This window comes from Vibrio fortis (genome assembly GCF_000695685.1).
Taxonomy (GTDB): Bacteria; Pseudomonadota; Gammaproteobacteria; order Enterobacterales; family Vibrionaceae; genus Vibrio; species Vibrio fortis_A.
Genome location: NZ_JFFR01000018.1, coordinates 19,889 through 41,535, shown reverse-complemented (window position 1 = coordinate 41,535; position 21,647 = coordinate 19,889). Strand labels below are relative to the sequence as shown.

The following is a 21,647-nucleotide window of genomic DNA, read 5'->3' as shown; positions in this document are numbered from 1 at the left end:
GACTTAATATCTATATGTCGATACGAGGTTTATTAGACTAGACGCTCTTGTCTTAGCTCTTCCACCAGCTCTGGCAATGGCTTCGGCCGACCGATAATGTAGCCTTGTGCGTAGTTAACCCCAAGCTCGATGAGCTTATCGATGATCTGGGTGTTCTCAACAAACTCCGCCACCGTGTATTTACCCATCTGTTTAGCGAGATCGTTAATCGAGCGCACCATAACATGGTCCATTTCGTTGACATCAATATCACGCACAAACAGGCCATCAATTTTCACGATATCAACCGGTAACTTCTTCAAGTAGCCAAATGAAGACAAGCCCGAGCCAAAATCATCTAGAGCGATCATACAGCCTAGCTCTTTCAATTGCGTAAACAGCTCAATTGCCTGATTCATATTACTCATCGCCGCCGTTTCAGTGATCTCTAAGCAGATCTTGTCGCACGGCACTGCAGACTGTTCTAGGCTATCAATCAAGAACTCAACAAACTCGCGATTACCCATTGAGTGGCCAGATAGGTTAATCGAGCACATCCCTAACTCATCAATCACACCATGGTTCTCTTCTAACCAAGCAAGAGTTTGACTCACCACCTGGCGGTCAATCAGATGAGCGATATTGTAGCGCTCAGATGCCGGCATAAAGATCCCCGGAGAGATGTACTCACCATTGTGATTCTTGATTCGCACCAAGATCTCGAAGTGCATCAACTCACTTTGTTTATCTAAGCCAAGGATTCGCTGGGCAAACAGCTCGATACGATCATGAGCCAGAGCCTCATGTACCAAGTTGACACACTCCATCTCTAAATGACGACGACGCAGATCTTCATCATCTTGATGGTAAAGGTTGTAGCGATTTCTTCCCTCTTCTTTGGCGGCGTGACACGCCGCATCAGCTTGAGCATGCACCATCTGCGGAGAAGCCGCCGTATGGTCAATTAAACGAATACCGATCGAACAGGTAAGGTTGAGCTGAATATCATCCCAAAGGAAGGCGTTGTCACCCATCATTGCGATAATGCTGCGACACACATTAACCGCATCTCGCTCAGTACAGTCTTTTAATAACACCGCAAATTCATCGCCGCCCATGCGCGCTAGCACTGCATTGTAAGGCAACACATTCTCAAGCAAGCCGGCACTGAACAGAATCGCTGCATCGCCCGCTTCATGGCCTGCAGTATCATTGAGTACCTTCAATTGGTCTAAGTCGAGGAACAGCATCGCGTGAGTGCGCATGTGGCTCTCAACCTCTTTCAAAGCTTTCTGCAGTTCTTGCTCAAAGTGGTTACGGTTGAAGGTATGAGTCAATAAGTCGTAACGTGCTTGATACTCTAACTGCTCCGCCAGCTCATGGGTTTCGGTGATGTCTTCACCAACGATCAGCAACTGATTTGAATCCACCAGCGGTCTAATGTTTTCACGAATCCAGATCTTACTGCCATCAGCATGGCTATATTGGATATCACGACGCCATACGCCACGTGACTTATGCTGAGGTTGAAGGAGTATTTGACGCGGAATCATGGCATTTCGATCAACGTAAAACTCTCGTGGACGATGACCAAGTAGCTCGCTTAACGGGTAACCCAATAGCTCTTCAGCAAATTGGTTTACCTGCTGAATGCGGTTGTTTTCATCCAACGTAATCATCATTACAGGTTGCTTGTCGTAATAGAGCTTAAGGTTCGCCTCACGTTGGAATAGCTTGTTCTCGGCGAGCTTTCTAGAGGTCACATCCCGCGCTTCAAACAGGAATTGCAGTTCACTGGATTCGCTATCCGGCATTGGCTTAAGTGAGATATCGAGCACCAGTACGCCTCTATCACGGCACCACACCTCGGCTTCGAAACGCAGAGACGTGTATGACTGTGCTTCCATGAAGTACTTCTTAAGAGAATCGCTCGCTGCGTCTTCCCAGTGCTGATGCTGATAGATAGGCGTGCCGACTTGATAACCTTGGTTATAGAACAGCTCATGCAGCTTACTGTTGCTCGAGAGCAAGACCCCATCGCGATCGATGATGCCCATAAACTGTAAACTCTGATCAAAGATAGACTCCAGCAGAATCTGACTCTTGCGGCTATCACGCTCGCTCTTCTTGAGACGGTTTAGGTAGTAAACCAAGGTTACGATCACGCAGCCCATCGCTAAAAACAACAAACCTAGAGTGCGAATCTCATCTTGGTAACGTTCAAAGAAGGGTTGAGGTTTATTGTAAAAGGTCGCCGACAGGTCGCTATATTCGCCAAGGTTCCAGCGATTAAGTTGCTGGTAATCGAGCTTAATCTCCGCTGCGCCCTCAACCACTGGTGGTAACTCTTGAGAAGGGTTAGCAAGCATACGGCGTAAAGTGAGTCCAGTTTCACGCCCTTGGCTCAGGCCACTCTGTATCACGCCACCAATCGCACCAAAACCTAAGCCAAGGTCATGCACCATATAGATTGGCATCTTGGTCAGTTTGTTCAGCTCACGCCAGTCATCGTCATTACTGACATTGCCTTTCTCATCTCGATAGTAAACCCAAAACAGTAAGCTTTTGCTCATATCAGCCTGCTGAGCAAAGTTCACCAATTCACGATACGAACGAGGTTGATAGTGTTCAATAAAGGAGGCGTGTTGTGGATACTGATCCAAATGGCGATCCACCTGTGCGCGAACCGCTTCCCCCGTGACCGAAAAGTCAGAAACGATGTAGATCTTGTTCGCCATCGGCTGTAAGCGCTGGATCAGGGTGATATTGCTATTGAGGTCAATGTCTTCGGTTATCCCTGTCGCATTGAGACCTTCTGTCATCGAGGGTGAATAGTTGTTAATACCACCAAACACGACCGGAGTACCATTGAGCTCTGGAGCGAGTCGTTTCATTAAATTGAGGGCGTTGTTGTCACTGACTACGACAGCAGAGAACTCTTCATTGGCAAGCTTGGTACGGTAGAGCTGATAAAGTTTATCGAAGTACTCTTCGCTTTGAGCGCGCTTACTGTCTAAGTAAACCACGCGGTAGGGAATATCATCACGATCAAGCTCTGTGGCCAGCCCTTTTTGAAAGTTATCTGTCCAGAAAAAACCTTGGTGGTAGGAGTGAACAACCAATACATCTTTTGATTGAGCAGAAACCAAAAAGCTCCAAATCAAAAGAATAAAAAATAACGAAAATCGCACTAAGCTCACCCTAACAACATACTTGCTGCTAATATTATCACCCTTGGCTATGATGTGTACTCTAGCTATTAAACTTTCACCCAATTCACGAGGTTTGCATGCCGACTTCAACCGCTCGTCTTGATGATCTAGATCGCGCCATTCTTAAAACCTTAATGGAAGACGCTCGCACCCCTTATGCCGAAATGGCGAAGCAGTTTGATGTCAGTCCTGCGACGATTCACGTGCGCATTGAGAAGATGAAATCGGCAGAAGTCATTGAAGGTACAGAGGTAGTAGTGAACACCAAGAAGCTTGGCTACGACGTATGCTGCTTTATCGGTATCAACCTTAATGCCGCGAAAGACTACCACTCTGCGATTGCTAAACTAAACGCGCTCGATGAGGTAGTCGAGGCCTACTACACCACAGGCGCTTACAACATCTTTGTAAAGCTGATGTGTAAATCCATTGAAGAGCTGCAATATGTGCTGATTGATAAATTGCAGGCGATTGATGAGGTGCAATCAACCGAGACGCTGATCTCGCTGCAAAACCCAATCAATCGCAATGTGAACCCATAATAGGTTGGTGTATAGATACCAAAAGAGCCTCATGAAGAGGCTCTTTTTACTTTTTACATTCTGACTAGCACAATATTAAGCGCTGATACCTGCGTGACGCAGCATCGCATCAATTTGTGGCTCACGACCACGGAAGCGCTTAAATAGCTCCATAGGTTCTTCACTGCCACCCATCTCAAGGATGTTGTTTAGGAAGCGTTTACCCGTTTCAGTATTGAAGATGCCCTCTTCTTCAAATGCTGAGAATGCATCTGATGACAACACTTCAGCCCAAAGATAGCTGTAGTAACCCGCACTGTAACCACCCGCAAAGATATGGCTAAAGCTGTGAGAGAAACGGTTCCACTCTAGGCTTGGCAGTACCGCAACCTTAGACTTCACATCTGCTAGTGTTTCAAGCACACGTGCGCCCACTTCTGGGTCATACGTCGTGTGAAGCGTAAAGTCGAATAGACCGAACTCTAGCTGACGCAGAATGAACATCGCAGATTGGAAGTTCTTCGCCGCTAGCATCTTCTCTAGCATCTCTTTTGGTAGCGCTTCACCGGTCTCGTAGTGACCCGAAATAAACGCTAGCGCCTCTTCTTCCCAACACCAGTTTTCTAGGAACTGACTTGGCAGCTCAACTGCATCCCAAGGCACACCGTTGATACCCGCAACCGCACCAGCCTCAACTTGAGTCAGCATGTGGTGAATACCGTGGCCAAATTCGTGGAACAGAGTCACTACTTCATCATGGGTAAACAGCGCTGGCTTATCACCAACTGGCTTGTTGAAGTTACACGTTAGGTAAGCCACCGGGGTTTGCAGCTCACCTGATGCAGTAATACGACGACCACGACAGTCATCCATCCAAGCACCGCCGCGTTTGTGCTCACGTGCGTACAAGTCTAAGTAGAAGCTGCCACGCAGTGTTTCACTAGCATCAAAGATGTCAAAGAAGCGCACCGACTCATGCCAAGTATCTACGCCTTCACGCTCTTTTACTGTCATACCAAACACACGGCTTAGTACTTCAAATAGACCAGAGACAGCTTTTGATTCTGGGAAGTAAGGGCGCAGCTCTTCATCCGAGATCTCAAATAAATGCTGCTTCTGCTTTTCGCTGTAGTAAGCGATGTCCCAAAGCTCCAGCTCAGACACGCCAAACTCTTTTTCCGCGAACTGGCGCAGCTCTTCCACTTCACGCTCACCTTGAGGTTTTGCTTTCACCGCTAGGTCGTTCAAAAAGCCCAGTACCTGATCCGGCGTCTCTGCCATTTTGGTTGCCAGAGACTTCTCGCTGTAGGTGCCAAAGCCAAGCATACGTGCAATTTCATGACGTAACTTAAGTTGCTCGGTGATGAGCTCGCTGTTATCCCATGTACCTGCATTTGGACCACGGTCTGATGCGCGAGTCACATACGCTTCATACAGCTCTTGGCGCAGTGCTTGGTTATCACAGTAGGTCATCACCGGCAGGTAAGATGGAATATCTAGTGTAAGAAGGTAGCCTTCTTGTTCTTTCGCTTCTGCGGCGGCTTTAGCTGCCGCTAATGCAGATTCCGGCATGCCAGCAAGCTCTGCAACGTCCGTGATCTGCTTGCTCCACCCCATGGTCGCATCAAGTACGTTGTTTGAGAACTGCGAACCCAGCTCAGACATGCGCTTGCTGATCTCACCGTAGCGATGTTGCTCATCAGCCGGTAGGCCAATGCCCGACAGTTCGAAATCGCGCAGCGCATCGGTAATGGTTTTCTTCTGTGCCTGGCTCAATGATGCAAATTCATCGCTCGCCTTGATCGCTTTGTATGCCTCAAACAAGCCTTTGTGTTGACCAACCCAAGTACCGTACTCAGAAAGTAGCGGCAAGCAGCTCTCGTAAGCTTCACGCAGTTCATCGCTGTTCACGACAGAGTTCATATGGCTCACTGGTGACCAAATGCGGCTAAGGCGGTCGTCCACCTCTTCAATTGGAGCCACTAGGTTATCCCAGCTTGGTGAGGTATTACCTTCAAGTACTTGTTCTATCTTATTGCGACACTCTTCAATCACTTGCTCTACCGCTGGCTTAACGTGCGCAGGGGTGATCTGTGAAAACGGTGGTAGGTCCGTGAAGGTTAATAGCGGGTTAGACATATAAACATTCCTTTGGCTTGGAGACTTGCGTCTTTAAGTAATTGGGTCGTCTTACAGTATTGGGCTGAATTAGCTAATAATTACATGCGAATAGTTATTAAATAGTGTCCATAACCGCAAATTTCAATAGTAGAACCAATAACTAACCGTTCACCCTCGCGACGACACACGCATTTTGGGGAGAATTTATTGGCTAGTGCGGTATATAATGGAGACAGAATACCCACCGACACCAACCACACTCTATAGCGAGAGTGTTACGAGAGTTTAATTTGTTAAGTTATCGCCACAGCTTCCACGCGGGTAACCATGCCGATGTGGTTAAGCATATTGTACAAAGCCTTATTCTTAATTCACTGAAGCAGAAGGACAAACCTTTTGTCTATCACGATACCCACTCTGGTGTTGGTCGCTACGACTTAACTCATGAATGGTCAGAAAAGACCGGCGAGTACAAACAAGGTATCGCAAGAGTTTGGGATCAAAAGCAGATTCCTGAAGAGATTCAAAGCTACCTAGACGCTATCGCCACCCTCAACAACGGTGAAAAGCTGCGTTACTACCCAGGTTCACCGCGTGTTGCGCGTGCTCACCTGCGTGAACAAGATCGTATGGTACTGACAGAGCTTCACCCAGCCGATCACCCACTGCTTGAGCAAGAGTTCCATCGCGATCGCCAAGTCTCTATCTACAAAGAAGATGGCTTCAAGCGACTAAAAGGCAGCCTGCCACCAAAAGAGCGTCGTGGTCTGGTTCTGATCGACCCACCTTATGAGCTAGCGAAAGAGTATCGTGACGTCGTAAACGCCATCTTCCAAAGCCATAAGCGCTGGGCTACGGGCATTTACGCAATTTGGTACCCAGTGGTTAACCGCTGTGATATCGAAGACATGATCGAAGGGCTAGAAGGTCTTGGCATTCGCAAGATTCTGCAAATTGAACTCGGCGTATCCCCAGACACCAATGAACGCGGTATGACAGCTTCGGGCATGATCGTGATTAACCCGCCTTGGAAACTGGAAAGCCAGATGAAAGAGATTCTGCCGTTCCTAAAAGACGCGATTGCGCCAGCAACTGGCCATTGGAAAGTCGACTGGATTGTTCCTGAATAAATCATCTTGAATTTATTCAAATAGAATCAAAAACATAAAAGTGCAGCGAACCTCTCGCTGCACTTTTTCTTTATTAAAAGATAACTTTTTTCGTCTCAGCTTCGTCTTTTCTCACCGACCTTCGTCTTAAAGGTGTAGGTAACCTCAGATCAGGATAATTTAAGCCATTCAGCACAGCTACTTGAGCGCCTAACGTCTTTAAAATCAACGCAATAGACAAGCTATTGACTTGTGATTTTGCCTCGTTTTGCATCTCAATTAGCAGTACTGACTTCCTTGGGTTTCTAACTATCTGAAAGTTCGGGAATTAGAGACTTTCTTATCCCGATCTGAGGTTAAATAAACTAATTCTTAGAGTGAGAAAGACCCCATGATTAAAGTTATCAGCTTCAAAATTTGCCCATTTGTTCAACGTGTTACTGCAGCGCTAGAAGCAAAACAGATCCCTTACGAGATTGAATACATCAGTTTGAAAGACAAACCACAATGGTTCCTGGATATCTCGCCAAACGGCCAAGTACCAGTGATGGTGACTGAGTCTGGCACAGCGTTATTCGAGTCGGATGCGATTATCGAATACATCGAAGACGAGTTCGGTCCGTTAGAGCAAGGCGTGACTAACGAACAACGCGCATTAGACCGAGCATGGAGCTACCTAGGTTCTAAACACTACTTGGCACAGTGCGGCACCATGAGCAGCAAAAACCAAGTAACGTTTGAAGAGCGTGCAGAGAAGCTGATTAAAGCGTTCCACAAAGCCGAGAATCAATTATCCGGTAACACCAAGTTCTTCAAATCAGATGAGATGAGCAATGTTGATATGGCGTGGCTACCTCTGCTACACCGTGCAGCGATCGTGAAGGCACACTCTGGCTACGACTTCTTCTGTGGCTTACCGAAGATGCAGGCGTGGCAGAAGAACGTTCTAGAGTCGAATTTAGTCGAAAAAACCGTTTCAGAAGATTTCGTTAAGCTGTTTAGCGACTTCTACCTAACCAACACCTATCTCGCTGATGGCAAGGACGTGCAAGCTCAGACCGGATGTGGCTCAAGCAGCTGCTGTGGCTAAACTTCTCATCCATTTCAACAAAGCGGAGTGATGTCTTATTCTGCTTTGTTGCTGTCTCATCGCTATTTGTCATAAGCAATGTCACTTTTTCCCATTTAGTAAATTGCTAGACTCGATTTATGATAGCAGCATAGGATAGGTAACAATTCATGTTGATAGCGTTGAGTTCACTCAGACGCACCCCAATGTAATTGTTATCAACAAAATTAATAAGCTCTTGGAGAAAGTAATGGCGACTCATTTTGATTATATCTGTATCGGCGGTGGTTCTGGCGGTATCGCATCAGCAAACCGTGCAGCAATGTACGGCGCAAAGGTTGCACTTATCGAAGCACAAGACCTTGGCGGCACATGTGTAAACGTTGGCTGTGTTCCTAAAAAGGTGATGTGGCACGGTGCTCAAGTTGCAGAAGCGATGAACCTATACGCAGAAGACTACGGCTTCGATGTAGATGTAAAAGGCTTCGACTGGAGCAAACTGGTTGAGAGCCGCCAAGCTTATATTGGTCGTATCCACCAATCTTACGATCGTGTTCTAGGCAACAACAAAGTCAACGTAATTAAAGGCTTTGCTAAGTTTGTTGACGAGAAAACGGTTGAAGTAAACGGTGAACACTACACAGCAGATCACATCCTGATCGCAGTGGGTGGTCGTCCTACGATTCCAAACATTCCAGGCGCTGAATACGGTATTGATTCAAATGGCTTCTTCGAGCTTGCTGAGCAACCAAAACGCGTTGCGGTTATCGGCGCTGGTTACATCGCAGTTGAGATTGCGGGCGTTCTACACGCACTAGGCACAGAAACACACCTATTCTGCCGTAAAGAGTCTCCACTACGTAGCTTTGACCCAATGATCATCGAGACGCTAGTAGAGGTGATGGACGCAGAAGGTCCAACGCTACACACTCACTCTGTACCAAAAGAAGTGGTTAAAGAGGCAGATGGTAGCCTAACTCTGCACCTAGAAAACGGTGAGAGCCAAAACGTTGATACCCTAATCTGGGCTATCGGTCGTCACCCAGCGACAGATGCAATTAACCTAGCATCAACGGGCGTTGAAACGAACGACCGCGGTTACATCAAGGTAGACGAATACCAAACGACTAACGTTCCTGGCATCTACTGTGTAGGTGACATCATGGAAGGTGGTATCGAGTTAACGCCTGTTGCTGTTAAAGCCGGTCGTCAGCTTTCTGAGCGCCTATTCAACGGTAAAACCAACGCGAAGATGGACTACGATCTTGTTCCTACTGTTGTATTCAGCCACCCACCAATCGGCACCATTGGTCTAACGACTCAAGAAGCTGAAGAGAAGTACGGCAAAGACAACATCAAGGTTTACACGTCTGGCTTCACTGCAATGTACACAGCAGTAACCAAACACCGTCAACCTTGTAAGATGAAGCTAGTATGTGCTGGCGAAGAAGAAACTGTAGTTGGTCTACACGGCATCGGTTTCACTGTTGACGAGATGATTCAAGGCTTCGGCGTAGCAATGAAGATGGGCGCAACCAAAGCAGACTTCGACTCTGTTGTGGCTATCCACCCTACTGGTTCGGAAGAATTCGTTACCATGCGATAATCGCATAAGCGACATTATCTAACGATTAAGAAAGCAGACTCCGGTCTGCTTTTTTTGTGCCCGCTCTGAACTTTGCTCAAAATTTCAACGTAACAGACAAGGATTTCCTCTTAACGAAACATCGGAGTGTGTTATGAACCTACTGATTGAATCTTTTGAAGGCGGCATCTACCTTGCTTATCAAGTCACAGACCATAACCGTCGACTGGTGATGGACAGTGACCACCATCCGAAAAAGTTTATGAGCCTTAACCAAGTGCGTGATCACTTCAACGACCAATCAATCACGTCAGCGACCCTGATTCATAACAGCGCCTACGACGAAATGTGTGGTGAGCAATGTGGCAGCGATATGCCACTCAGCGTTGACCTAAGATGGTAATTACCCATCCATCGCAAAACAATCCAATTGAAAAGAGGACTTGTCAGTAAGTCCTCTTTTTTGGCCTAAGCTTTTCTCTCTAACGCACCATGCGTCTATTTCTGCGCTTAATGTTGCCCTCACGGACGATGAAATCAAACAGAGGAGCAAACAGATTGGCAAACAGTATTGCGAGCATAATACCTTCTGGATAGGCCGGATTGAGAACCCGAATTCCTATCGTCATCACCCCAATCAAAATACCGTAGGCCCACTTCCCTTTATTGGTAAAGGCTGCAGATACTGGGTCGGTCGCCATAAAGAAAGTACCAAAGGCCACACCACCAAGTACAAAGTGCCAATAGAAAGGCATTGAGAACATCGCATTGGTTTCTGAGCCGATCAGATTTAACAAACTAGAAGTCGCCACAAGACCAACAACCACCCCTGCGACAATCCGCCATGAAGCTATCTTCATCACGATGAGTGCCAAACCGCTGAGCATAATGAGCAACGATGATACTTCCCCCATCGAACCAGGAATATTACCGATAAAAGCATCCATCCAAGAGATTGATTCTCCGGTCATGTTGTTCATCAATGCACTGTTACCACCTTCGTACCACTGACTCAATGGTGTCGCACCTGAATAGCCGTCTGCCGCAACCCACACTAGGCCGCCAGACATATTGGCTGGATAAGCAAAGTAGAGGAACGCGCGCCCCGCAAGAGCTGGATTAAGGAAGTTACGACCTGTACCACCAAAGATCTCTTTGGCAACAACAATACCGAAGGTGATACCTAATGCAGCTTGCCAAAGTGGAATCGTTGGCGGCAGTATCAGAGCAAACAGCACCGAACTAACGAAAAAGCCCTCGTTCACCTCATGCTTGCGCACAATGGCAAACAACACCTCCCAAAAGCCCCCTACAACAAACACGGTGGCATAAACAGGTAAGAAATAGAGCGCCCCCAGCCACATCTGGCTCAGCCAACCACTCGATGTGAGAGCTTCTGCGCTACCAAAGGCCCAGGCCAGGCGCCAGTTTCCCTCAATAACAGTGAGCAGCTCTGCGCCAGAGTAAGTCGCACTCAACCCCATGACAGTTTGATGACCTACGTTATACATACCCCAAAACATCGCAGGAAAAGTTGCTAGCCACACCATGATCATAATGCGCTTGAGATCGATACTGTCTCGGACGTGGGTCAGCCCCTTATTCACATGGCCGGGTGTATAGAATATGGTCGCTGCCGCTTCATATAATGGGTACCATTTTTCGTACTTACCACCCGCTTCGAATTGAGGGGAGACCCCCTCTATCCACTTCTTCAATTTCATATCTTTGTAACCTCATTTCAGTGAGTCACTAGCAATACGAAACAAACCGTGTTTGAGAGCAATTTGGATAACCCCTGCCAATAATTAAACCCTCACACATTCACCCAACTTCAGCTTTGAGATAGAAAAAGCAAGGCTCAAATTTTGGGGAGAAGATCACACGTTGGAATTTTCACCCTTCTTCTTAAAAATGCGACTCATTAGCTCATTTTTTCATATGTAATTGATAAAAATGTCGAAAAAACATCGAAAACTCTTATAGAATGCTCGCATAATAAAGATATAAAAAAGATCAGTTGTGCAAAAAAAAAGCAGTGGCTCCACTGAGGTTTTCTATCACCTCATGGATCTGTCAGATAAAGAAAAAAGTCTTTACCTAGAGCGATTAAAGGCTGAACAACCCGGCTTATACCAACAAGTTCTTCCACTTATTAACGAAGAACCTTCAGAGCAGATCACATCGCTGTTCGGCTTCCACGCACAGCAAGCAACCGAAACAGAGCTCGACCTCACCAACACCTTGGTAGATAAGTACCAGATCTCTCATGAGTTGGGTCGTGGTGGTATGGGAATTGTTTATGCTGCGAGCCGAGCAGACAGAACCTTCGAGCAAGACCTTGCGGTCAAATTCATTCAGCCCGCGCTCTCACACATCCTCGGTGAGCACGCTCTGTTTCAAGAAGCACAGTTGCTGGCACACCTCAACCACCCTTGTATTGCCAAAGTGTTTGATGGTGGGGTCTATGAGGAGTCGGTCTACATCGTTATGGAGCGTGTAGAGGGAGAGACGCTCTCGTTGCATTTGCAGAATCGCTCTTTGAATGAAAAGCAAAAGCTCAGCCTATTCAAAGAGATCTGCTCTGCTATCGAACACGCACACCAAAAGCAGGTACTGCACGCCGATCTCAAACCAGAAAACATCCTAATTGATCCACTAGGCTCACCTAAGATTCTGGATTTCAACCTGACTCAAAAGGTTAAACAGCCAGTTCCAGACAAAAACACCGACGTATCTCTGCTCACAGCCTATAGCAAGGCTTACGCAAGCCCAGAACAAGCTGCCGGGCAATTTCTGACTCAACAAAGTGACATCTATTCTCTGGGTAAAATCCTGGCATTGATCTTTAACTCTTCATCTAACTTAGATATCGACCTTATTGTTGAAAAGGCGACGCACCATGAGCCTTATCGACGCTATGCCAGCGTGAGTGAGTTGCGCCAAGATATTGTATGCATGTTGGAGTGCCGACCTATTTCACTCCGAGAGAAACACCCACTCCATGCTCTACTTAAGCTACTGAAGCGTCGCCCAGTACAGAGTGCCCTGACCATTCTGCTATTAATTTCAGGCGCTACCTTCTCGACCGCAATCTTCAACAAGAACCTGCAACTGCAAAAAGAGAAGCAGGTTGCCGAGGAGATGATGTACGAGGTAACAAGCCTGCTGTTTCATGCTAAGGGCAGTGATGCCGCCAAAATGTCGGTAGGTACCATGCTTGAACTCACAAGGCGTCGAATATTATCGAACCCAGATTTACCCAAAGACGTTAAGCAAAAAATGCTATTGGCAATGCTAACGCCTGCACCAGAAAAATCCGTGACTAATAAAAATAAACCAAACTCATCTAGTAACTGATTATGAAAAAAGCTCTCTTACCTTTTATTGCAACGTGCGCTTTGAGCCTAAACGTGTACGCTGATGATAACCAGCCTCTGACTGGGTACTTTATCGATTCACCAGTTTCGGGCCTCTACTACGAGACCAGCTCAAACCTCTCTGGCACTACAGATAAAGGGGCATTCCAATACAACTCAGGTGATATCGTGAGTTTCTTTATTGGCACCGATAACTCGGGCTACCTACTGACGACCCTATCCGGCCAAGAAGTCATTACGCCAACGTTGTCATCGACCCGCCCAAGTCGCAGCATCAATATGACGCGCCTGTTATTGTCATTAGATGACACGCCAGAGCATCGTGATGAGATCATCTTAGCCAGTAAGGTATTGTCGGATGTCGAGTTTCAAAAAAAACTTAAAAACCTAGATTTAAGCTACCTAGATGACCAAGACCTTGGGATCGATTTGGTTTCCGTTAAGGAAGCGGCTGAACACCTGAATCAGAGTCAGGAATACATCAAGGATAACTTTGCATCTGAAGAGATCATCTTCTCTCCAAAAGACAAAGTGCTGCATAACATCATCATCGCCAAAAAAGATTACGCGGGAAGAGCTTGCTTCTACGATTTGGCTCATCAGGCTAACCCAAAATATAAAGGGCCAATTGGCGAGTTAAGCTACCAGATTACCGACACTGAGCTGATTCAGTTCCCAGGAACAGGCGACTACTTCAACGGCTGCAACCTGCGTCCTTACCACACACCTCAAGAGATCATCCGTGAACCATTATCCGTTGGCGATGGTTGGACAGGCTTTACTAGTTGCGCACAAACGGGCTGTACTCGCCACGACCTAAGTGGGTTCTCAATCGAAGACTACAACGATGAAGGAGACTGGAAATATCGAACGGTCGCTTTGGACTTCGATACCGAGACCGAACTCTTGATGGAGAAAACTCAGGGCTTGGGCCAGAAGGAGCATATGCGTCATGCCAACAAGGGCGAGATGATCTGGTTCACCTACACCAATGAGCGTGGTAACAGCATTCCTTATGAAGGTATCTGGCAGCATACTCAATACCAGCACGCGGACATCATCACAGAGTGCCTACTGGTAAAGGATAAACGCATTCTGCTAGGGCCTAGCGAATCTGAAACCTGTCCGACAAACCACCAGCAATACACAAAAGATGTGACTGAAAAGTTTGGTGACATGTGGTGGTTGAGTAATCCAGAGCCAACGGCATCCCTTGCGCAAATGAATGTTGCAGTTCGTTGGTACGACTCGGTACCTCAACAGCATTTCACAGCATGGGAATACCTACCTGCGGGTCAAAATTGGGACCAAGGCATCCTCTACAGATTCAAACAAAAAATTTCTCTAAATCCAGATAAATCTCATAATATCAGCACCCTATCTGTTTCTGAGTTTACAAAAGTGAGGTCTAACAGCTAATGGCAACTGCAACTCCAGATATCACACAGATCATCCATCAGTGGCAATCCGGCGACAAAAGCGCCGAAGCAGACTTGTATCAATTCGCTTACTTACAGCTTCGTCAGATCGCTCAACAGGAGCGTACTCGTAGCGCACAGAAGTACGGCACCGATAACCAAGTGCTGAGCGACAGCATGAACAGCACCACAGCGTTAATTCACGATGCCTATCTGAAGATATCGTCTTCAGACCTGCAATCGATCGAGAACAAAAAAGATTTCTTTTTGATGGCAGCTAAGGTGATGCGCCAGATTCTTATCGATAACGCTCGCCACCTACAGGCGCAAAAACGTCAGCAAATGACCATGATTAGCGACCAAGATGGCGACAAGTTTGAGCAGTTCATGATGATGGACAAAGCCATTGATAATTTTAGCATTCACTACCCTCGTCAATCTCAGGCGCTAAAGCTCAAGTATCTAATGGGCATGAGAAACCGTGAGATCAGCGAGCTACTTGAGTGCAGCGCAAGCTTGATCGAGAAAGACCTCAAATTCTCCCGTTGTTGGTTGCAAAGCAAACTGGTTTAACATGAAAAAGCGCCTCTGTTTCTTGGTTGTTTCTGGCTGCGGAGCCTTCGCTCTGCTGCCACCTTGGCTTGCTTCTGAAGAAGTGAATGCACCCCGTCTAATAGGAGGTGACTCATTACTCTCAGTCAAACAAACTGCCGCTGTAGGCGCGCAGACCGCCGTGAACGCTCAGCCTACGCAAAATCGTACCTCATCAACGACACTGATAAAAAGCAAAGCCGAGCCAACCCTGTCAGAAGTTTCATTCCCAGCAGCTACTTTCGAAAGCCAAACAGATCGATTTGAGGACCCAGCTGAGAAATTTTACAGCGATACCGAAACCTTGATTGTCGCTGACGACAAAGAGCGCGCCGATCGCAACCAGAAACCACAAGTCAACTCAGCAGTACAGCAGAGTATTCAACATGAAATCAATCAATGGTCCTTTACCGAAAACTCTCCGATTAACTACTCGATTGATGTTACCGGTCTATTTGAAGACCCTGATGGTGACTTGCTGACGACACAGATTGCTGTCAATCATCCGAAATTTTCTGTTTCAAATCTCGGTGGTAGAACGAGTGTCCAAGGCACCCCAAAAGTTGGAGAAGCGCCCACTCAGCTGATTGCTCGCGCTAAAGATGATTATCACGGCTCGGAAGAGAATGCCTGGGTGAGCACCAGCTTTTCACTCCCATCCATGTCTTCAGGTTTAGAGGAAGATGGCTTACACCCTTTGATCGGTGAAACTTGGTATCGACTAGAAACCAACCACCAATTTGCTGGTAAGACGTACAACTATGAAAAGGTCTACTGCGAGGCGTTTAAGTTCATTAATGACGAAGTGTTCTTTGCCTCTTCAAGCAACTTAACCACCTGCCCGAACGAGCACGATCTGCGTAAAGTTGGAGGGTATCATGTTGATGGCAATACCTTGGTTGTCTCTAGTAATCAGTCTATTTTTGACACCGACATGCGCTGGAAAATATTGGAGACCTATCCGAGTCACCCTACCTTCACGACCGCTCATGTGACGCAAGTCAAAATGGGCAGTGAGTATGAAACCTATACGGTGGCCTCGAAAGCGCAAATAGAACAACGTATAAACACTGTGACAGGATTAGAAGCACTGCAGCTAACACCACTCAACTATATGTATTTAGCTAACGATGGTCACTACTATCTAGGCTGGTATGGCATGCATATTAGTAACTATCAACTCGGTAACCCAGCTTGGCCTGATGAGATGGATGGCGACTTAAATGTGCAGTCTTACAACACAACAGTTGTTTGTGAAGATTTGCTCAGTAAGTTTGATCACTACTCAGTTGGCGGGCAAGGGGTATACGGCGACATCATTGGTCAAACCATCGGCGAAAACTTCGAACCTATCGAATGTGGAGAGCAACCCTTGGGCCATCTTCAGTACTCTTACTTTGATGTCGATTTCTTAGGATTCGATGAATTTAAACATGGCGAAGTATTTAGCATCATACTCCGCCCCAAGAAAGAGTGGCGTCATAAGGTTGAAGAGATAAAACTCAATGTTCGATATCTAGACCCTAACGCTTAAAAGCTCCACAACGCCTGCAAGCCGGTACTGAATGTATAGGTGTCGGCTTCAGGTAGTGTGGCGTGCAACCACACACGATTTCATCTCCTGCTAAATGACTTCCTTCTAGCGTTGTTCCATATACGACATTTCCAACGCCAATTTTTCAAATAAAAATTAAATAAATTTTACGGTTTTTTTCTGCTTTTACGTGCGTTGAAAAAGCGATTAATCCCAAGTAAAACATTCACCCAACTAATATAAGCATCAGAAAATGAAACAAATAGGGCTTGGCTAGAGCTCTCTACAAAGGATATGAAATGAAAAAAGTTAGTTTACTAGCAGCGTCAGTGGCTTTCGCTCTAACAGGTTGTGGTGGCTCAGATGGTGATAGCTCTGGTGCAACTCCAGGTGGTGTTGTAATTACCGCTATCGATGGTTACTTGCAACAAGCTGAGGTTTGGGTTGATACAGATGGCGATCTTAAGCTTGATATTAATCAGGATACAAAGGTTGGCTCAACAGATGAAAATGGTCAATTCACCCTACCAAATGAGCACAAAGACAGCGTTGTATTTATCAAAGCAATCGAAAATAAAACAATCGATAAAACACGCGGTCTAGTTACAGTTCCAGGCGGCTTTGAACTAGCAACAACTGCGGGTTCAACCATCATCAACCCAATGACAAATATGGTCATTGAACAACTTGAAGCAGCAAAAGCTGCTGGTACTGAACTGACTCAAGAGCAAGCAGAAGAGAAAGTTGTGAAGTCAGTGACAGACTCAGGTCTAACAGCATCTCAAGAGCTTATCTTTGGTGACTACATTACAGATGGCACTGAGGAAGCAAAAGCACTAAACGCTATCGGTGAAACACTGGTTGATAACTCAGGCTTAACTGTCGAAGAACAACTAGAACTGACTAACCTTGTTGCTGTAGAAGCTCAAGCAATCATTGTCAGTGAAGAAAATCTGGATGATTTCTCGCCTATCGTAAATATTCCTGCAGATAATAGCCCTATCACTGTGACGCCGAACTCTCGTCCAGTGGATAGTGAAAATGGTGTATTGAAAGACATTACTCTCGCTCCTTCAGACGCTTGGTTAGACCTAGATGCTTCTACTCTTTTCCAAGATGCGGAAGGCGATACATTAACGTTCGAACTCAAAGAGCTCGCTAACGATCTCAACGGACTAGTCATCGATAGCAACACAGGCATTATCAGTGGCGACCTTACTAAAGCCGGCACCTACGATTACCAAATCTTCGCAAAAGATGAGCATGGTGCATTGTCATACCCGCTGAATCTTAAGGTCATTAAGTTGGCTGAGAACTTAGCTCCAACAGTCGATAATGAAGAGTTCTTAAGACTTCAATCCATCGTTGATCAATGGCAGCTACAACAAGGTGAGGTCTTTGAGCAAACTCTGGACGTCGCAAGCCTATTCAAAGATGCCGACGGTAATATCGTCAAGTTCCGTGCTGGCGCGTTATCCGTTGAAGGACTAACGATATCTCCAAAAGAGAGCACAAACTCAATCATCACTATTTCAGGTACTCCAACAAAAGCATATCCATCAGGCGGCTCGTTTGAGGTTGGTGGTGTCGATAATGATGGTGAAGCTATTTATGTACCATTCAGCCTACCTGAAGTATTAGAAGGTACCCCAGTAAAACCACCACAACCAGAGCTAGGCTTCACTCAAGCACACTTCGATAAAGGTGGCGTATGGCAAATGGGTAGCTTTGACTACGGTGATGCAGAGGTAGCATTTGCATCTCTACGTGTGAACAACGGCCAGAATGAACTATGTTTTGCAACAGATGACTCAAGTGACTTCTCAACTCTTAGTCGTGAAGACTGGTTAAGCACGCTAGACAACATGCAGCATAACTACTGGGATCTTGGTCGTGATAACCTACTCAAGGATACTGACTGCTCCTCGGTTACATTAAATGCCAACGGTACGATTGACCTTCCAGGAGACTCAGGTACCGATACTGCGACAATGACTTACCAGAATGTGACCATAGATGGTGACTATCAGATTGTGATGCTAGTCGAGGAATCTAACGGCCATAAAGAATTGTTTTGGATGGATTCAACAGAAGTAGAGAATGGTGTTAACTACAACTCATTCTCTTACCCAAGCCAAAACGACATGACTGTTGATGTAACGCTTGATGAATATCTACTTGTTGATGACCAAGGTAAATACAACGTTCTTTATCCTCTACTCGATAAGTTTACTTACTCAATGACAGGTAAGAATGCTGAGAACCTTGCAGAAGGCACTTACGCAGCAACACCAATCACCGAACCAGGTGAAGATTGGACAAGTAACTGGCTTGTTGGTGAGAATGTTGATGATTACGACAACACATTGATCAATCCATACCTAGGTCTAGTTGAAGACAACGACGACTGTGATTGTGTAGTAACTCGTCGCTACTTTAATTACCGCGACTTTGGTGAACTAACTATTGGTGTTGGTGACCATAATAAAGATGCACAATACGGTTACGGCCATGATGACAACGGCTTTTTCTTTATCAAGTCAGATCAAGAAGAAACTATCAAACGCATCCACGATGCTTGGGGCAAATAACTAACTCCCCTATCTAATATATAGCCTCGCTCTTGCGGGGCTTTATTCATTCAGTAAATACAAACACTCACAACAGATTCACCTCAAAAATCACCCCATGTTTAATCCACTTTTTCTCAGATTCTTTACGGTTTTTTCCTTATTTTCCGTATCTTGAACCACAGTCTCCTACACTGTAAAACCTTGCCAGTTTTTATAAATCACTTCAAATAAGTACAGATTTCACTCGGTAAGGATGAAAAGAATGAAGAAGGTTAGTTTACTAGCAGCGTCAGTGGCAATTGCACTATCAGGTTGTGGCGGTTCAGACGGTGGCTCGTCAGATGGAGCGACACCAGGCGGCATTGTGATTACAGCTATCGATGGCTATTTAGAGAATGCACAAGTTTGGGTTGATACTAACGACAACTTAAAACTGGACTCAGAAGACAAACAGCTTGATAGCAACACCAATGCAAACGGTGAGATTACTCTTCCAAATGAGTACAAAGACAAGGCCATTTTCATTAAAGCTATTGCCGGCCAAACAATCGATAAAACTCGTGGTTTAGTAACATCCAACTTCGACCTAGCAGCTACAGCAGGCGCTACCGTTATTAGCCCAATGACCAATATGGTTGTTGAGCAAATGGAAGCTAATAGCAGCCTAACTCTAGAGCAAGCACAAGAAAATGTGGTGGATTCTGTCACTGCATCAGGGCTTGAAGCTTCAAATGAACTTATTTTTGGTGACTACATTGCTGACGATTCACAAGAAGCCGAAGCACTTAACGTCATCGGTGAAACATTGGTTGATAACTCAAATATCTCAGTGGAACAACAGCTGCAGCTAACCAATGCTGTTGCAGAAGAGACCAAAAAAGTTATCGACGATCCTACAGAGAGCCTAGAAGACTTCTCTCCCGTAGTGGAGGTTCCAGAAGATGGTGGTGCTCCAATTGTCACACCAAACTCTCGCCCAGTGCATGACCAAGCTAATGGTCAGCTGGATCCTATTGTAATGGTCAAAGGAGATGCTTGGGCTCCTATCAATGCATCACAAAATTTTAGCGATGCCGAAGATGATGTTCTAACTTATGAACTCAAAGAGCTGACAGGAAAGTTAAACGGTCTAGTCATTGATAACGTATCAGGGATCATCAGTGGAACCCCTGAAGCCGTTGGTGAGTTCAATTACCAAATATTCGCGAAAGATGAACACCAATCACTCTCTTACCCGCTTAACCTCAAAGTAACGATTGAAGCGGAAAATACAGCACCTGTTCTAAATAAAGATGAAGAAGCCCGTATTCAGAAGGAAGAGGTAGAGACATGGTACTTACAAGAAGGTGAGGCTTTCTCTCAAACTCTCAATATCAGTCATCTATTTAAGGATGAAGATGGCTCGATTGAGGGGGTTAGAGTTGGTTTAGGTGGTGTTGTTGATGGGCTTTCTGTTGATACAGATAGAGAAAACATGCTCGTCACGATCCATGGCACTCCAACTACATCATGGAATCAACATGGCAAACTAACAATTAGCGTTCGAGATAATGACAACGCTTATTCAGAAGATGCCTTATTTCTAATGCCTCACGTATTAGAAGGAGCTCCTGTTGAACCACCAGTACCAGAACTCGGATTTACAGAAGCACACTTCAATAACCAAGAGTGGAAAATGGGTAGCTTTGCCGACAATGACGGTGAAATCGGCTACGCATCACTTGCTAAAGACGAGCACGGGCTAATGTTCTGCTGGGGCTCGAATAGCGATGAAAACTACTCAGGCAACATGAGTGACGCACTTGATCAATGGGGTAATAGTTATGCACCTTTTGCTAAGTTAGCCGAGCTAGATAAGCACAACGATTACATGTCGCACCAGGACAAAGATTGTATGGATGTGACAATAAATGATGGAAAAATGATTGATAAAGAAGGCAGTATCTATGAAATGCTTTATCAACATAAACCAGCAGAAGGCGAATACCAGATCATCTTGAAAGTAAATCAAGACGAACTATTCTGGCTCGATTCAACTTCTTCTACATTTGCACAAACGTCGCCAGCTTCTGAAAAAATCATCTCTGGTTTCACTGACTTCGATCTTACAGTTGAGGCTGGAGAAGAATTCGATCCTGAGCTTGATGGCTACCCGCTAACGTATGCTGCTGGTCAATTTGTATATGCTGAAAACTCATACGACTACAAGTCAATCAAACCTACAGGCTTTGAAACGCCAGGAAACCTGAGCTACGAACTTGATAGCTTTGGCCGTGAAGGAATTGTACTAGAGGAAACAGGGGCTGACTCTGATTACAAGACACGCTACCGCTACATCCAACGTGAGTTTGGTGATTTCTACATTGGGGTAAAATGGAGCGAGGAACCACAATGGAACTACGTATCAGCTCCGGAGTTTGGCCTGTACTCATATGATCAAGAATCAATGGAAAAGGTGATCGACAAACTTCCACTAATCCAAGACTAAGTTCGACGAACTCAAAACCAAAACCCCAGCACATCGCTGGGGTTTCTTTTATCTGGACCTTTTGGTT

The 21,647-nt window shown here is 45.8% G+C and carries 13 protein-coding genes and 1 pseudogene; 11 read left to right on the top strand and 3 right to left on the bottom strand.

Features of this window, described 5'->3' with window-relative positions:
• Positions 1–32 precede the first annotated feature (32 nt).
• Positions 33–3,170, bottom strand: a complete 3,138-nt coding sequence (locus VFDL14_RS12520; protein ID WP_152549239.1) for an EAL domain-containing protein — start codon at positions 3,168–3,170, stop codon at positions 33–35.
• Positions 3,171–3,268: 98 nt separating this feature from the next.
• On the opposite strand from VFDL14_RS12520, the gene asnC reads away from it, so the two are divergent.
• A complete protein-coding gene (asnC, locus tag VFDL14_RS12525; protein WP_032551043.1) occupies positions 3,269–3,733 on the top strand; it encodes a transcriptional regulator AsnC in 465 nt (154 codons plus the stop codon).
• A gap of 75 nt (positions 3,734–3,808) precedes the next feature.
• Here the strand turns inward: asnC and prlC are convergent, their stop codons facing one another.
• Positions 3,809–5,851 carry an oligopeptidase A gene (gene prlC / locus VFDL14_RS12530; protein ID WP_032551042.1) on the bottom strand — a complete coding sequence of 681 codons (2,043 nt, stop codon included), beginning with the start codon at positions 5,849–5,851 and terminating at the stop codon, positions 3,809–3,811.
• 272 nt (positions 5,852–6,123) lie between these two features.
• Here prlC and VFDL14_RS12535 point away from each other — a divergent pair, with 272 nt between their 5' ends.
• The 4 genes and pseudogenes from VFDL14_RS12535 to VFDL14_RS12555 form a co-directional block, all read left to right on the top strand.
• Entirely contained in the window at positions 6,124–6,963 is an 840-nt protein-coding gene (locus tag VFDL14_RS12535; RefSeq protein ID WP_032551040.1) for a 23S rRNA (adenine(2030)-N(6))-methyltransferase RlmJ, read from the top strand.
• A 370-nt stretch (positions 6,964–7,333) separates the two neighbouring features.
• Positions 7,334–8,032 (top strand): glutathione S-transferase family protein, encoded by a 699-nt coding sequence (locus tag VFDL14_RS12545; protein WP_032551037.1) that lies wholly within the window; start codon positions 7,334–7,336, stop codon positions 8,030–8,032.
• A 229-nt stretch (positions 8,033–8,261) separates the two neighbouring features.
• Entirely contained in the window at positions 8,262–9,617 is a 1,356-nt protein-coding gene (gorA, locus tag VFDL14_RS12550; protein ID WP_032551036.1) for a glutathione-disulfide reductase, read from the top strand.
• Between the two features lie 124 nt (positions 9,618–9,741).
• Positions 9,742–9,999, top strand: a pseudogene (locus VFDL14_RS12555) (DUF6482 family protein); the annotation flags it as partial.
• 79 nt (positions 10,000–10,078) lie between these two features.
• Here VFDL14_RS12555 and VFDL14_RS12560 read toward each other — a convergent pair.
• Positions 10,079–11,320, bottom strand: coding sequence for an NADH:ubiquinone reductase (Na(+)-transporting) subunit B (locus VFDL14_RS12560; RefSeq protein WP_032551032.1), 1,242 nt, complete (start codon positions 11,318–11,320; stop codon positions 10,079–10,081).
• Between the two features lie 343 nt (positions 11,321–11,663).
• On the opposite strand from VFDL14_RS12560, the gene VFDL14_RS12565 reads away from it, so the two are divergent.
• The 6 genes from VFDL14_RS12565 (at position 11,664) to VFDL14_RS12590 (ending at position 21,580) form a co-directional block, all read left to right on the top strand.
• On the top strand, positions 11,664–12,956 hold the full coding sequence (locus VFDL14_RS12565; protein WP_050487417.1) for a serine/threonine protein kinase: 1,293 nt from the start codon (positions 11,664–11,666) through the stop codon (positions 12,954–12,956).
• Positions 12,957–12,958: 2 nt separating this feature from the next.
• Positions 12,959–14,395: a hypothetical protein gene (locus VFDL14_RS12570; RefSeq protein ID WP_032551029.1), complete on the top strand. Its 1,437-nt coding sequence runs from the start codon at positions 12,959–12,961 to the stop codon at positions 14,393–14,395.
• Positions 14,395–14,967 carry an ECF-type sigma factor gene (locus VFDL14_RS12575; RefSeq protein ID WP_032551028.1) on the top strand — a complete coding sequence of 191 codons (573 nt, stop codon included), beginning with the start codon at positions 14,395–14,397 and terminating at the stop codon, positions 14,965–14,967. Before VFDL14_RS12570 ends, VFDL14_RS12575 begins: the two co-directional genes overlap by 1 nt.
• Position 14,968: 1 nt before the next feature.
• A complete protein-coding gene (locus VFDL14_RS12580) occupies positions 14,969–16,519 on the top strand; it encodes a hypothetical protein (RefSeq protein ID WP_032551027.1) in 1,551 nt (516 codons plus the stop codon).
• A 299-nt stretch (positions 16,520–16,818) separates the two neighbouring features.
• Positions 16,819–19,110, top strand: coding sequence for an Ig domain-containing protein (locus VFDL14_RS12585; RefSeq protein ID WP_032551026.1), 2,292 nt, complete (start codon positions 16,819–16,821; stop codon positions 19,108–19,110).
• 244 nt (positions 19,111–19,354) lie between these two features.
• Positions 19,355–21,580, top strand: a complete 2,226-nt coding sequence (locus tag VFDL14_RS12590) for an Ig domain-containing protein (protein WP_032551025.1) — start codon at positions 19,355–19,357, stop codon at positions 21,578–21,580.
• Positions 21,581–21,647 lie beyond the last annotated feature (67 nt).